The 13,880-nt window shown below is 72.9% G+C and carries 12 protein-coding genes; 2 read left to right on the top strand and 10 right to left on the bottom strand.

Annotated elements, in window-relative coordinates; all coding sequences use genetic code 11:
* The first annotated feature begins 149 nt into the window (after positions 1 to 149).
* The gene (locus ACIQOW_RS11675) at positions 150 to 1,082 is read left to right on the top strand and encodes a hypothetical protein (protein ID WP_401083723.1); all 933 of its coding nucleotides are present in this window, start codon (positions 150 to 152) and stop codon (positions 1,080 to 1,082) included.
* Between the two features lie 58 nt (positions 1,083 to 1,140).
* On the opposite strand, the gene ACIQOW_RS11670 is transcribed toward ACIQOW_RS11675, so the two are convergent.
* The 4 genes from ACIQOW_RS11670 to ACIQOW_RS11655 form a co-directional block, all read right to left on the bottom strand.
* Complete coding sequence (locus tag ACIQOW_RS11670) at positions 1,141 to 2,001, bottom strand: GNAT family N-acetyltransferase (protein WP_401083014.1); 861 nt, start codon at positions 1,999 to 2,001, stop codon at positions 1,141 to 1,143.
* A 116-nt stretch (positions 2,002 to 2,117) separates the two neighbouring features.
* Positions 2,118 to 4,157 (bottom strand): thioredoxin domain-containing protein, encoded by a 2,040-nt coding sequence (locus ACIQOW_RS11665; RefSeq protein WP_401083011.1) that lies wholly within the window; start codon positions 4,155 to 4,157, stop codon positions 2,118 to 2,120.
* Between the two features lie 133 nt (positions 4,158 to 4,290).
* Positions 4,291 to 5,586, bottom strand: a complete 1,296-nt coding sequence (locus ACIQOW_RS11660) for an MFS transporter (RefSeq protein WP_401083008.1) — start codon at positions 5,584 to 5,586, stop codon at positions 4,291 to 4,293.
* A 126-nt stretch (positions 5,587 to 5,712) separates the two neighbouring features.
* Positions 5,713 to 6,417, bottom strand: coding sequence for an SDR family oxidoreductase (locus ACIQOW_RS11655; protein WP_401083005.1), 705 nt, complete (start codon positions 6,415 to 6,417; stop codon positions 5,713 to 5,715).
* A gap of 79 nt (positions 6,418 to 6,496) precedes the next feature.
* On the opposite strand from ACIQOW_RS11655, the gene ACIQOW_RS11650 reads away from it, so the two are divergent.
* The gene (locus ACIQOW_RS11650) at positions 6,497 to 6,856 is read left to right on the top strand and encodes a winged helix-turn-helix transcriptional regulator (RefSeq protein WP_401083002.1); all 360 of its coding nucleotides are present in this window, start codon (positions 6,497 to 6,499) and stop codon (positions 6,854 to 6,856) included.
* Positions 6,857 to 6,956: 100 nt separating this feature from the next.
* Here ACIQOW_RS11650 and ACIQOW_RS11645 read toward each other — a convergent pair whose 3' ends face one another.
* The 6 genes from ACIQOW_RS11645 to ACIQOW_RS11620 form a co-directional block, all read right to left on the bottom strand.
* Complete coding sequence (locus ACIQOW_RS11645) at positions 6,957 to 7,859, bottom strand: PhzF family phenazine biosynthesis protein (protein WP_401083000.1); 903 nt, start codon at positions 7,857 to 7,859, stop codon at positions 6,957 to 6,959.
* A 7-nt stretch (positions 7,860 to 7,866) separates the two neighbouring features.
* Positions 7,867 to 8,745: a phytanoyl-CoA dioxygenase family protein gene (locus ACIQOW_RS11640; protein ID WP_401082997.1), complete on the bottom strand. Its 879-nt coding sequence runs from the start codon at positions 8,743 to 8,745 to the stop codon at positions 7,867 to 7,869.
* A gap of 332 nt (positions 8,746 to 9,077) precedes the next feature.
* Positions 9,078 to 9,827: an iron-containing redox enzyme family protein gene (locus ACIQOW_RS11635; protein WP_401082995.1), complete on the bottom strand. Its 750-nt coding sequence runs from the start codon at positions 9,825 to 9,827 to the stop codon at positions 9,078 to 9,080.
* Between the two features lie 66 nt (positions 9,828 to 9,893).
* On the bottom strand, positions 9,894 to 11,210 hold the full coding sequence (locus ACIQOW_RS11630; protein ID WP_401082992.1) for an acetyl-CoA carboxylase biotin carboxylase subunit family protein: 1,317 nt from the start codon (positions 11,208 to 11,210) through the stop codon (positions 9,894 to 9,896).
* Between the two features lie 32 nt (positions 11,211 to 11,242).
* Entirely contained in the window at positions 11,243 to 12,349 is a 1,107-nt protein-coding gene (locus ACIQOW_RS11625) for a DUF1611 domain-containing protein (protein ID WP_401082989.1), read from the bottom strand.
* Positions 12,350 to 12,394: 45 nt separating this feature from the next.
* The gene (locus tag ACIQOW_RS11620) at positions 12,395 to 13,636 is read right to left on the bottom strand and encodes an acetyl-CoA carboxylase biotin carboxylase subunit family protein (RefSeq protein ID WP_401082986.1); all 1,242 of its coding nucleotides are present in this window, start codon (positions 13,634 to 13,636) and stop codon (positions 12,395 to 12,397) included.
* Positions 13,637 to 13,880: the final 244 nt, after the last annotated feature.

The following is a 13,880-nucleotide window of genomic DNA, read 5'->3' as shown; positions in this document are numbered from 1 at the left end:
GAACGGTGCCCGGGAAACCTCCGCGTGGCAGGCCGGAACCGGTGACAAACCGCCACACCGATGTGAATATTCACGGTCAAACACCGGTGCGTCCGGGCGGTCCGTCCGAGCGGTCCGGGCGCCGGACCGCCCGCCCCCAGGAGGCCGCCATCCACCGGAGCGACCCAGCCGACCTCGCCGCCGCCCTGCGCACCGGCCCGTTCCACCTCGCCCTGCGCACCGCGATCTCCGCCCGGGGCCTCGCCCTGCACCGCATCCGCCGCCACCTCGCCCTGCGCGGCGTCACCGTCGGCCTCACCAGCCTCAGTTACTGGCAGCAGGGCCGCCGCCGCCCCGAACGCGCCGAGTCACTGCGCGCCGTCGCCGCCCTCGAAGAGGTCCTCGACCTCCCCGAGCACTCCCTCACCCGGCTGCTCGGCCCCCGCCGCGCCGCCGAGCCCGCCCCGGCCGGCCCGCCCGTGCTCCCGTACCGCGACCTCATCTCCCCGGCCGTCGCCGTCGACGGCCTGCTCGCCACCCTGGCCGGCCCGCGCGACACCGGGCTGCACACCATCACCCACATCGAACGCGTCCGGATCGGCCCCGACCGCCGGCTCACCCGCCGCGACTCCCAGCACGCACTGCGCGCCCACCGCGACGGCATCGACCGCTACCTCGCCCTCTACCAGGGCGACCCGGGCAGCGACATCACCCGCGTCGGCGTCCGCGCCGAGGAGAACTGCCGCCCCGGCCGCATCCGCCGCGACCAGGCCCACCACCTGCTCGCCGCCGAACTCCTCCTCGACCGCCGGCTACGCGCAGGCGACACCCACCTGCTCGGCTACGGCTTCGACGACGCCCCCTCCCCCGGCCCCAGCTGCGAGTACGTCCGCGGCCTCAACTCCGGCGCCGGCCAGTACGTCCTCCAGATCGCCTTCCACCCCGCCGCCCTCCCCGTCCGGTGCCACCGTTTCGCGCTCCACTCCCCCGGCGAGCTCCCGTACGAGACCGAGGAACTCACCCTCGACGGCCACCACTGCGTCCACCTGGTCGCCACGGCACTGCGGCCGTGCCTCCTGGGCATCCGGTGGGACTGGGAGTGACGGCCGGCCGGGCCCGCGGCGGCCGTCGGCCGGTGCGGGCCCGGCCGCCGCGGCGCCTCTAGGCCGGCCCGAAGTCCACGGTCAGGGCGTCCTCCACCGGCAGGTAGCCGATCTGCCGGTAGATGGAGTTGCTGGTCGGATTGGCGAGGTCCGTGTAGAGCAGGACCTCGGTGGCGCCGCGGGCGAGGAGGTGGGCCGAGGTGGCGGCAGTGACGGCGGTGCCGTAGCCGCGGCCGCGGCTCTCGGCGGGGGTGTAGACCGGGCCGACGCGGGACATGCCGACGAGGATCGGGCTGCTGCCGGCCAGGGCGACCGGGCGGCCTTCGTCCTCCCACAGGTGCAGGCAGCCGGCCGCGGTCCGCTCGTCCACCGCCCGTGGCACGTCGGGGAGTTCGACCCCGGCCTCGACCAGGAACTCCTCGTACCAGCGGATCGCCAGCTCGCGGTCGGCCGGTTCGGCCAGCCGGTGGCGGCCCGCGGGCGGGCGCGGCGGGTCGGCCAACTCGCCTAGCCGGTAGAGCCGTTCGTCGAAACGGACGGACTGCCCGGCGCCGGTGGCCGCCGTCCAGGCCCCGGCGAAGGCGCGAACCGCCTCGGCGCCCCCGCCGACCCCGGTGACCGTGGTGAACTCCGGCCCGGCTGCGGCCAGTTCGACCGCCAGCTCGGCGGCCGCGGCCGGTGGCATGAAGGAGAGCCGGGGGGCGAACGGCGGCGTCTGGAGGAAGGCGCCGCCGACCGGACCGTCCTCCTCGGCCCGCCACCAGCCGAAGACCGGCCGGTCACCGAACACGGTCAGTCCGGACTCGGCCAGCCGGTGCGCGATGGTGAGCAGAACGGTGTTCTCGGCGGGGCGGGCGGCCAGGAAGGCGCCCGCCTCCTCGCGGAACTCGTCGAGGGAGGTGGTGAAAGTCCAGGTCATGACCCATGATGACGCCGGCCCGGGTTCGCTCGCAAACGATATTTCGACCGATCTCGAAGTACCGCGAACGTCCGCCGGTCCGTCGAGCCGCCGCCGGGCCGCCGGCCGGGCCGCCGCTACTCGACCGCCGCGCCCAGCTTCTCCGCCAGCACCGCCGGATCGGTGGTCGGGGCGTCGCAGGCGAAGTGCCGGCAGACGTACGCCGCGGGCGCCCCGCCGACCAGCGGCCGGTCGGCCAGCAGTGGCACCTCGGCCTCCCCCGGCGCGCCGACCGCGACGACCGTCCCCGGCGCCGTCCCGAGCAGCGCGGCCCGCCGCAGCGCCGCGGTGGCCGGGTCGCCGTCCGGGCCGACCACCGCGACCTCGCGCGGCCCGTCGACCAGCGCCTCCGCGACGGCGAGGCCCCAGCCGATGAACCGCGGGGCCCGTCCGGCGAGCGCGCCGACCACGCCGAGGGCGCGCTCGGCGGCCGTGCGGTGCCGGTCGGAGCCGGTGTACGCGGCGTACGTGAGCAGGGCCCCGGCGGCCGCCGTCCAGCCGGACGGAGTGGCGTTGTCCGTCGGGTCCTGCGGGCGGCGGATCAGCTCCTCGGCGTCGTCGGCGGTGTCGTAGAGCGCACCGGAGGCCTCGTCGGTGAAGTGCTTGAGCACGGTGTCGAGCAGACCGCCCGCGAGCTGGAGCCAGGAGGCGTCGCCGGTGACGGCGTACAGCGCGAGGAAGCCCTCGGCGGTGTCCGCGTAGTCCTCCAGCACACCGGCGTTGGCGCCGGCCCGGCCGTCCCTGGAGGTGCGCAGCAGCCGGCCGTCCGGGGTGAGGTGGACGGCGAGCAGCAGGTCGGCGGCGCGTTCGGCGGCCTCGACCAGGTCGGAGCGCTCCAGCAGCGCGCCGGTCTCCGCGAGCGCGGCGACGGCCAGGCCGTTCCAGGCGGCGACCACCTTGTCGTCCCTGGCCGGGCCGGGCCGGGCCGTCCGGGCCTCGGCCAGCCGCGCCCGGATCGCCTCGTACTCGGCGAAGTCCTCGGGTTCGGCGAGGAGTTGGAGTACCGAGGTGCCGTGCTCGAAGGTGCCCTCGGCGGTGACGGTGAACAGCCGGGCGGCGGTGGCCGCGTCGGCGGGGCCGAGCAGGTCGACGAGCTGGCCGGGCTCCCACACGTAGTAGGCGCCCTCGGCGGACTTCCCGGTCTCCTCGTCCAGGCTGTCGGCGTCCAGCGCGGAGGCGAACGCGCCCTCGGGCGTGCGGAGTTCGCGCAGCAGGAAGTCTGCCGTGGAGAGCGCGACCCGGCGGGCCAGCGGATCGCCGGTCGCCCGCCACAGGTGCAGGTAGGCGCGCAGCAGCAGGGCGTTGTCGTAGAGCATCTTCTCGAAGTGCGGCACCACCCAGCCGGCGTCCACCGCGTACCGGGCGAAGCCGCCGGCGAGCTGGTCGTGGATGCCGCCGCGCGCCATCGCCCCGCCGGTGCGGACGGCCATCTCCAGCGCCGCCTCCGAGCCGGTCCTGGCGTGGTGGCGCAGCAGGAACTCCAGCACCATGGCCGGCGGGAACTTGGGCGCGCCGCCGAAGCCGCCGCGGTTCTGGTCGAAGTCGCGGCTGAGGGTCACCAGCGCCTGGTGCAGGTCGGCCTCGCCGGGCGGGTGGTGGGCGCCGGCCGAGTAGACGGCGGCCCGCTCGGCCAGGTCGGCGCGGATCCTCCCGGCGACCTCGCCGACCTCCTGCCGCCGGTCCCGCCAGGCCGCGTCGACGCCCTCCAGCACCTGCCGGAAGGACGGCATCCCGTGCCGGGGCTGCGGCGGGAAGTAGGTGCCGAAGTAGAACGGCTCCTTCCCCGGGGTGAGGAACACCGTCATCGGCCACCCGCCCTGCCCGGTCGCGGCCTGCACCGCCTCCATGTACACGGCGTCGACGTCCGGCCGCTCCTCCCGGTCCACCTTGACCGCGACGAACCGCTCGTTGAGGTACCCGGCGAGCCCGGCGTCCTCGAAGCTCTCATGCGCCATCACGTGACACCAGTGGCAGGCGGCGTAGCCGACGCTCAGCAGCACCGGCACGCCGCGCCGCTCCGCCTCGGCGAACGCCTCCGGCCCCCAGGGCCACCAGTCGACCGGGTTGTCGGCGTGTTGCAGCAGATACGGCGAGGTCGCGTCGGCGAGACGATTCACCCTGCCACCCTCTCACGCCGCCGCCCGTCCGTGCCGGACCCGCAGCCGGGTGGCCGGCCCCGAAGCGACCGGCCGGGACACGGGGACCTGCTCGTGCCGCCCGGGACATCACCGGCGGGCGGAGGCGGGCGGTCTAACCCGGGCTGTGTGTGCGCGTGCGGTCGGACCACCTCACGACGAGCGGTACGACCTGCCCGGCGACGAGGAAGAGCGCTCCCATGGCGAGCCAGCCCGGCGCGCCCCAGCCGATGCAGACCAGGCCGAGCACCGGCGGGCCGATCGCGTTGGACAGGCCCTGGCCGATGGCGAACAGGCCCGAGTACTGGCCCTGCGCGTGCTCGGGGGCGAGGCCGAAGGACAGCTCGAACGAGGCGGCGGTGTACCACAGTTCGCCCACGGTGAGGGCGACCACGCCGAGCACGACGACGACCACGGCGACCCAGCCGGGCGCGCCGCCCGCCGCCGCGATGAGGGCGGTGGAGAAGAGGAACGCGACCCCCGCGCGGCGCGCCGTGCGGCCGGCCGACGCGTTGTCGTCGACGCCGCGGCTGACCCGCACCTGGAGGCAGACCACGAGGGCGGTGTTGACAGCCACGCTCGCGCCGACGAACCACCGGGGCGCGTCGGTGCGCCCGATGATCCACAGCGGCAGGGCGAAGATCAGCACCTGGTTCTGGATGGACATGATGCCGTCCAGGACGGTGAGCACCACGTACGGCTTGTCCTTCAGGGCCGGCCAGCGGCTGCCTCCCGCCGGGACCTCCACCGGTGGCACGGACGGGACGCGGAAGGAGACGGCCGCGGAGACCAGGAACATGACGGCGGTGCCGAGGATGAGGCACACGTACGCGGTCCTGGTGTCCAGCTGGACGGCGACGCCGGCCGCGAGGGCTCCGCAGCCGACGGCGATGTTGTTGAGGGCACGGAGGTAGGAGCGGTAGCGGGTGGGGTTCGGGGCGCCCAGGGCGCGGGTCAGCGGGCCGCGGGCGGCCGTGCCGGCCGAGACGGCGAGCTCGGCCACGCACAGGCACGCGATCAGCGCCGGGAAGGAGCGCACGAACACCAGTCCCGCCACGGCGACGGCCTGCACCAGGAGCGTGAGCCGGAAGACCTCGCGCGGTCCGTACCGGTCGGCCAGGTGGCCCACGGGGATGCCGGCGGCGAGTCCGATCAGGGCGGCGGCGCCCAGGGCGAATCCGACCTGGGCGACCGGGAGGCCCACGGAGCGGGTGAAGAACAGCGCGGCCCCGGCGATGAAGAGGCCCTTGCCGATCTGGTTGACGAAGGTCGTGCCGGCGAAGGCCCGTTTGGGGCCCGTCTCGGGTATGAGGCCGCGGGCCACCAGCCAGGCCGACAACCCTCGCCCGGCGTCCTTCCCGGCCGGCGGCTCGATCCGTTCGCCGGGCTGGCGCTGACTGGTGGTGTCCAACTGACTGTCCCTCCGACTCCGTGATGGCTGTGCCCGGGCGCCCTCATGTGCCGGGTCCGCCGGGTCCGCCGGGTCCGCCGGGTCCGCCGGGCCCGATGGGCCCGGAGGACGAGGACGGTCCGCGCGTCAGGCGGTCTTGTGGCGGGCGCCGCCCTCGATGTGGATCGTCTCGCCGGAGACGAAGCCCGCCCGGAGGAGCCACATCACCGTGTCGACGACGTCGTCGGTCTCGCCGTGCCGCCCGACGAGGGTCCCGGCCGCGCTCTTGTCCAGCAGGGCGGCCTTCTTGTCGCCGAGGCGGTCCCACGAGCCCGAGTCCACGACGCCGGGCGAGACGGCGTTGACCCGGACCGGCGCCAGATCCGCCGCCAGGTGGCGCGCGGCGTACTCGAGCGCACCGTTCGTGACTCCCTTGACCAGCGAGCCAGGCCCGGGGCGCCAGCCGACCACGCCGGAGAACAGCACCAACGACCCGGTCGGCCGGAGCACCGGCGCGAAGTGCTTGGCGACCAGCATCGGGCCGACCACCTTCGCCGTGAACGCGGCCACCAGCTTGTCGCGGTCCAGCTCGGTCGCGCGGACGTCGTGCGGCGCCGAACCGGTCGTCACGATGTGGTCGACGCCGTCCTTCAGCCGGTCCGCCGCGGCCGCGATCGTCGACTCGTCCTGTAGATCGATCCGCACCGCCGTGGCGCCGATCTCGCTCGCCAGCGCCTCGGCCGCGGCCAGGTCGCGGGCACCGACGACGACGTCGTACCCGTCCTTCTTCGCCCGCCTCGCGACGGCCGCGCCGAGCGCCCGTGCACCGCCGATGACCAGGATCCGCTCCATGGTTCGCACTCCCTCTCGTAGGATCGGGTGCAACGGTATGGATTTGATACCGGTATCTTCAACGAAACCGGAGGCAGTGATGGGCAAGGCGTACAACGTGATGGCGGCGACCTGCCCGAGCCGCATGGTGCTGCACCGCATCGGCGCCCGGTGGACCGTGTTCGTCGTCAACGCCCTGGAGGGCGGACCGCGCCGCTTCGGCGAGTTGAAGGGGCACATCCGGGACATCACCCCGAAGGTCCTGACCGAGACGCTGCGCTCCCTGGAGGCCGACGGTCTGGTCAGCCGGCACGAGTACGACGAGAATCCGCCCCGCGTCGAGTACGCGCTCACCCCGCTGGGCCGCTCCCTGCTCGTCCCGCTCCGTGCCGTACGGCGCTGGGCCGAGGAACACGTCCCGGACATCGAGGCGGCCCGGGCCCGCCGGCCGGGTCTCTGACCCAGGGGTCGACGGCCCGGGCGCGAGAGTCGGCCGGGCGGGTAGTCACCGTACGGACACGCCGAACTGACGAGACGTCAGTCAGTGGCCCCGGCTGCCCTCAGGAGTCCTGGACTCCCGGTCCCTCGGTCAGGACCCGTGCGGCGCCACCGACTTCGACGCTCAGGTCCGGTCCCGACGTGGCGGTGACGGTGGCCGGGCTGCCGAGGGAATCGCCCATGTCGACGGCGATCCGGTGGGTGCCCCGGCCGGCCAGGTGCGCGGCGAGACAGGCCGTGCTGTTGGCGTTGGCGAGGTCCTCGGGAACGCCGATCGAGGGGGCGAACATCCGGGCCGCCAGCCCGCCGTCGGGCGAGGGTTCCGAGTGGACGTACGCGCCGAGCAGGCCGAGCCGGTCGCAGACCGCCCTGAGGCGGTCGAGGTCGGGGCGCAGCCCGGCGACCACGGCCCGGGTGGGGACCGGTACCAGGATGCGTTCGCGGCCCACGCCGGCGATCCGGAGGTTGGGCCCGGTCTCGTGCGGTGCGAGGCCGAGGGCCGGCAGCACGAGGGCGCGTTCCTCCTCGGTGGGTTCGCGCAGATCGACGGGGCCCGGGTCGAAGGCGGCGGTGATCAGCTCGCCGGACCGCTCGGCCCGCCCGGCGAAGACCCGGCCCCCGGCCCGGAGGGTGGCGCGGTAGGGCCCGGCGCCGCCGTGCCGTGCGGCGAGGAGGGCGAGGGCGGCGATCGTGCCGTGCCCGCAGGCGGGCAGTTCCTCCTCCGCGGTGAAGAAGCGCAGCTCGGTCGTGTCGCCGGCCCGACGTACGTACACGGCGTGCGAGACGCCGTGGGCCACCGCGGTCCGGCGCCGCTCGTCGTCGCCCGGCCGCGCGCCGTCCGTGCCCCCCACGTCGGCCGCCCCGTCCGCGTCGTCCGCGTCGTCCTCCAGGACGACGGCCGTGGGGCTGCCGCCCGCGCCGCCCCGCAGGCAGGCGCGGACGACCGTCACGTTCGGCGTGCTCACGGGGCTGTCACTTCGCCTCGTCCAGTGTGGCGTACCCGGTGGCCGCCGCGGCCGCGCCCTGGTTGGCGCCCTCCTGGAGCTGGAAGAGCGAGCCGAAGGGGCGCTCCGCGAGCGGGAGGCGCCACGTCCCGGCCTCCACCCGCGCCGTGTCCGACACCTTGCCGCGCAGCAGCTTCACGCCCGCCTCGTTGTGGCCGGCGTGCGCGCCGAAGTGGATCGGGTAGGCGTCGGCCGCCCGGTAGGCCGGGAGGAAGGCACGGCGGTACCGGTCGGAGCGGTTCGGGGAGGAGTAGTGCAGGAGCAGGGGGTGGATGAAGACCACGCTGCCCGCGGGTGCCTCGATGGCCACGGCCTGCGCCGGGTCGGGGGCGTCGGCGCCCACGACCTTGCCGCGGAAGAAGCCGTCGACGTAGTGGTCGGCGAGGCGGTGGTGGGAGCCGGGGACGGCCTGGAGTGCGGAGTTCTCGGTGGTGGTGTCGTCGAGGTAGACGAGGGCTGTCACCAGGTCGGTGTTGGTGTGCGGGTAGTAGGCGAAGTCCTGGTGCCAGTCCACGACGCTGCCCACCTGCGGGGCCTTGAGGTGGAGCTTGCTGTAGTGGAACAGGATGTCGGGGCCGATGAGCGCCTCGACGCGGTCGAGCAGCAGGGGGTGGGCGGCGGCCCGCTCGAACGCGGAGTGCTGCTTGGTGGGCGACCAGATCCGGCGCGCCATGCCGTTGTCGCCGGGCTCCACTTCGGCGACGGCGCCGATGTCGGAGACGTTCAGGATCTCCGTGATGGCGCTGTTGAGCTCGGCGACCTCACTCGGATCGAAGAGGCGTTCGGCGACCACGAAGCCGTTCTCGCGGTACTCCTTGACGAACGCGGCTGTGTCGGGTACGGACATGGCGGAGTTCCTCTCTCCTGCGTGGCGGCGGTGCGATGAGGGTGCGGCTGTCGCGGGTCCGCCGGGCGACGACCGCCCGGCGGACCCGCGACAGCTGGAGGGCGCCGTCGACCGGTAACCCCGCACGGGCCGGGGCGGGCGGCCGCGAGTGCCCCGGCCCGGGCACCGGAGGACCGCCCGCCGTGCCTCCGGTCCGGTGCGTCCGGTGCGTCCGGTGCGTCCGGTGCGGGGCCGCGTACGGTCCCCGTGGTTCCCCCGACCGGTTCACCCCGCAGGCGCCCGAGGTCCCCGCACGCCGGCCCGGTCGTCGGCGCGGGCCCTGGACGTACGGGTCAGACGGTGGCCCGCGCGTGCTTGGCGACGGTGTCCTCGTAGATCTCCCGGAAGAACAGCGCGAGGATCTCCTGGACGTCGTCGATGTACTTGAACACCTTCTGGAAGTCCTCCTCGCTGAAGATCAGCTGGTGGAGGATGTCCCACATCTCCTGGGAGTGGTCCTCGGTGGTGTCGACGTGGAGGTGGGCGGCCTGCCCCTTGACGTTCTCCTTGCCGAGCCGGTCCTGGAGGTTCTCGACGATGGCCGGCTGGAGCTTCACCTGGGTGTACTCCACCAGGTAGTTGGAGACGACCGGCGCGAGGACCGACTCGTGCTCCAGGGCGTAGTAGAAGAAGCCCTCCAGAAGACGGGTGGAGAGGTAGGGCTCGGTGGCGAGGATCTCCTCCTCGGTGACACCGGCGGCCTCGGCGTCGCTGACGTACAGCTTGTCGTGCAGCATCTCGTCGGCCTGGTACTGCGCGTAGTCGCGGGCGGCCCTCGGCGCGATCTGGGCGATCTTGTAGATGGCCTTGGACTGGCTGACCCGGGAGAGGCGGATCCGCCACACGTGCTCGATGAGGGTGCGGCGGTAGTACGCCTGGTGGAGCTCGGGCTCGGTCAGGTGGGACGCGAAGGGGACGGTGGCCTTCCACTCCGCCATCTTCTTGTCCATGTAGCGGTCGAGCTCGGCCTTCTTCAGACGGCTCTGCTCCTCGTTGTAGAACGGCTTCGGGTAGGTGATCCCGGAGTTCTGCACGCGGTTCATCGCGTTCTCCTTCACAAGAGGGTTCGCGTGGGACGTTCACGGAAGGGTCGGAGTGTGGTGCCGTGGTCAGCGGTAGCGGACGTGGAAGTGCTCCGTCGCGTGCCGGTCGAGGAAGGCGGTCTCGGCCTCCAGGTCGTCCGCCGCCACGTCCCACAGGGCGTCCATCAGGCAGATTCCCCGGTCGGACGCCTCGAGTTCGGTTCCCTCCGCCACGTGGACGCGCAGGATCCGGGGCGGACGGGTGGGCGGCTCGAAGCGGATCGCGTCGACGGTCCGCCCCTTCTCGCCGTACTTGCTGAGGAACACGGTCGCCCGGGTGGGCGCGCCGGTGCGCAGGGCCTCCAGCTGGGAGGCGCGGGTGAGCCGGTCGTGGAAGGCGTCCTGCTCGGCGTCGGGCAGCAGCAGGGACTCGGTCCACAGGTCCAGGAGGGAGTGGCCGGTGACGGTCCGGACGCTGGCGTTGATGAGGCTGCCGCCCATCCGGGGGTTGATCTCGATGATCTCCCAGCGCTTCCTCGACTCCCAGTACTTGACCTCGATGTGGAAGACGCCGGCGATCATCCCGTGCTCCGCCAGCGCGGCGAGGCAGCGGGTGACGTGGTCGGCCCCCTCCAGGACGAGTTCACGGTCGAGGCTCACCGGCGGGCTGACCGACATCCCCTCCAGGGTGGTCCGCTCCAGGCGTTCCACGCGGGCCTTCTCGTGGACGCACAGGTGGTGGACCCGGCCGTCGAGGACGAAGGTCTCGAAGCTGAACTCCGGGCCCTCGACGTACTCCTCGACGAGGAAGTCGTACCGGTCCATGAAGATCGCCTTCATCCGCCGGTCGGCGCGCATCTGCTCCTGGAGCGCGGGCAGGTCGGCCAGGTCGTCGACGTCGTCCAGGAGGAAGGTCGCGAAGGACGAGGCGCCGCGCACCGGCTTGACGAACCACCGTGTGGAGGGGTCGAGTTCGGGCTTCGCGCCGGGGGCGAGCCGGTGGAGCCTGACCTCGCTCAGCCCCGCGGCGAAGAGGTGCCGGCGCAGTTCGTACTTGTCGAGGCAGAGGCGCAGCACGGCCGCGGCGGAGTCGTGCGCGCCGAGCCGCTCGTTGAGCTCCGCCATCAGCAGCCGGTAGCCCTCGAAGCTGGCGATGGCGGCCTCGACCCGGTAGCCCCGGTCGGCGAGTTCACGGACGGCCTTGTCGAGGTCGCCGGAGCACAGTTCGGGTTCCTCGGTGACCACGCTGTCCGCCAGGTGGCGGCGGCTCGCCTCCAGGACCTCCGGCGCCTCCGGCCTGGAGCTGAGGGCGACCAGGGCCAGATCAAGCCCGGCGGTGGCCGCGGCGATCTCCTCGGTGTACGACTTGCCCTGGTGCATGAGGAGCAGGATCGCTCTCTTCATCGGTGCATCTCCTCGGAGTTCCGGGGCCGCTCTCAGCGCCGGCGGCCGGACAGCCGGTCCGCGGTCTCGCGCTGGTGGGCGCGCAGGATCTCCACGAGCCGGGCGGCGCCGCCCTCGCGGACCGGGTCGACGACGGGCAGTCCGGTGTCGGCCTCCAGCTTCTCGGCCTCGCGGCGGTAGTCCTCCTCGGAGAAGCCGAAGCTGTTGACGCTGACGGCGGCGACCTTGGCGGGCCGTTCGAAGACGGAGAGCTCCTCGTTCATACGGATGAGCTCGGGGATGGGGATGATGGGCGTGTCCCAGACCTTGGTGCGCTCGGCGCCGAGGCGGTGACAGAAGACCAGGGCGTGCGGCAGGGCGCCGTGCAGGATCGCGAGGGCGACACCGCTGAACCCGATGTGGTTGAGCGAACCCTGGCCCTCGACGACGACCCACTCGTTGCCGGCCGCGGCCTCCATGACGACCTGCTCGACGGCGCCGGCCATGAAGTCGCCGGGCACGCCGTCGACCGCGAAGCCGTGGCCGGAGATCAGCATGCCGCTCTGGCCGGTGGCGGCGAAGCCGGTGCTGATGCCGATGCGGTTGGCCTCGTGCCAGATCTGCAGGGCGGCGGTCTTCTTGCCGATGTTGGAGTCGCTGCCGCAGGTGTGGACGACCCAGGTGTCCAGGTCCAGGACCCGGGCCCTGTTGAGCCGCACCGGCGGGGTGTCCTTGGTCTCCCAGACGGTGACGCCCTTCTCCCGGAGGGCACCGGCGATGTCCGGGTCGCCGGCGAGGCGGTAGTGGATCGAGTTGATCAGGTGCAGGCCGTTCCGGACGGCGGCGAGGATGTGCGGCTTCCAGTTCGGGGGCAGGTCCGCGGAGTGCAGGCCCTTGCCGATGATCATGACCTCGGGGCCCAGGTGCAGAGCGTCCTCGACCCGGCTGACGATCGGGATCGCGCCGCCGTAGCCGAGGACGTCCTGCACGGTCCGGCCGGCCTGGAGGCTGTCGATCACGGCGACGCAGCGGTCCCCGTTGTAGCGGACCAGTGAGGCGGCGATCTTGCTCGTGAAGAGTCCGAAGCATTCTTCGGCGAACAGTACGAACTTCTTCTCAACCAGCTCCGCATGGCTCAACTGGCCCACGTCTTCCTCCATGGACTCGACGGTTCTACGGCCGGGGCACGCGATGGTTCGGGCGGTCTACGGGACGGGCTCGGCCGTCAGGCGGTACTGCGCACTCGCCTGGCGCACGGCCTCCTCGATCTGCTCCTGGGTGCCGCCCCGGAACAGGAAACGGCCGCCCTGGAGCGTGGCGTACGAGCCGGGCCTGGAGATCAGGACCTCACCCGGCCTTGGCACCAACTCGCGGTACACATACGGGATGTGACCCAGGAGCGAGGTGGCGGCGGTGACCTTCTGGGGCAGCGGCTTGGGCCCCTGGATGATCAGCCAGCCGCCGCTCAGCTCCGGGTCGGGGACCGGCAGGTCCACCGGACGGCCGAGCAGCACGTCGACCCACAGCCGCCACAGGTTCACGCCGTGGACGTCGTCGATGACATAGGACACGTCGGCACCCGGCACCCGCGCCCCGACCTCCAGGAACACCAACTCGTCGCCGGTGTCGAAGAGTTCCAGATGGAAGGCGGAGCTGCGCAGACCGAGCGCGACCAGGCAGCGCACGGCGAAGTCCTCGCAGCGGCCGCGCACCGCGGGGTCGGTCTGGAAGACCGAGCCGAGCGGCGCGCCCAGCACCTCGAAGTCCAGGCAGGTGGAGATGTAGCGCGAGGTGCACAGGAACAGCGGCTTGCCCTCGGCGTCCAGGACACCGTCGACGTGCAGGATCTCGCCCTGCACGAACTCCTCGATCTCCAGGTCGTCCAGGCTCCGTTCGGCGCACAGGGCCCGCAGTTCCTCGGCCGAGGCGATCTCGCGCACGCCCTGGCTGGACGCCCCTCGCACCGGCTTGACGATCACGGGGTAGCCGAACTCCTCGGCGGCCGCGAGGATCTGCTCCTCGGTGCGGCAGGACGCCCAGCGCGGCACGCGGAGGCCGGCCCGCGACACCCGCTCCTTCATGACGGTCTTGTCGCGGAACCGGGCGGTCTCCTCGATGCCGGAGCCCGGGATGCCGTACCGCTCGCGCAGGGTCGCCGCGAGGTCGAGCAGCATCTCGGAGAAGCCGATGACGTGGTCGAACGGGCCCTCGTCGCGGACGACCGCGTCGACGAGCCTCAGCACACCGTCCACGTCGCCGAAGTCCGGTACGACGTGCACCCGTTCGGCGTCGGCGGGCACTCCGCTGCGACCGCCCTCGTCGCAGAGGTACGTGACGCGGTCGGTCTCCGGGTCGAAGACCAGGTCGGGAGCGGCGAGGCGGTTCTCCCAGCGTCGCTCGTCCTCGTACAAGGGCCAGCGGGTCAAGAACAGGATTGCGCTGGACATGGATCGCCTCACGGTTCACAGGAAGCATGGATGCGCCCGGCCACAGGCCGGTTTGACAGCGGCGAACGGCGGGCCTTTCGGGCCCGAAGGACGAACCCGGACCTGAATCCCGGGAACAGCCCTCGACGTGTTGATCGCGCTGCCACAGCCTCGCACGGGACCGGCCTGGTCAGAATAGGACCTAGGTCCCGCCCCCCGGGGCCCGGTGATACCGCTGAGCACCGGCGACGGCGTCTTCCCTCGG

The organism is Kitasatospora sp. NPDC091335, from assembly GCF_044757205.1.
Lineage (GTDB): Bacteria > Actinomycetota > Actinomycetes > Streptomycetales > Streptomycetaceae > Kitasatospora.
This window is presented reverse-complemented; position numbering and strand designations above follow the sequence as displayed.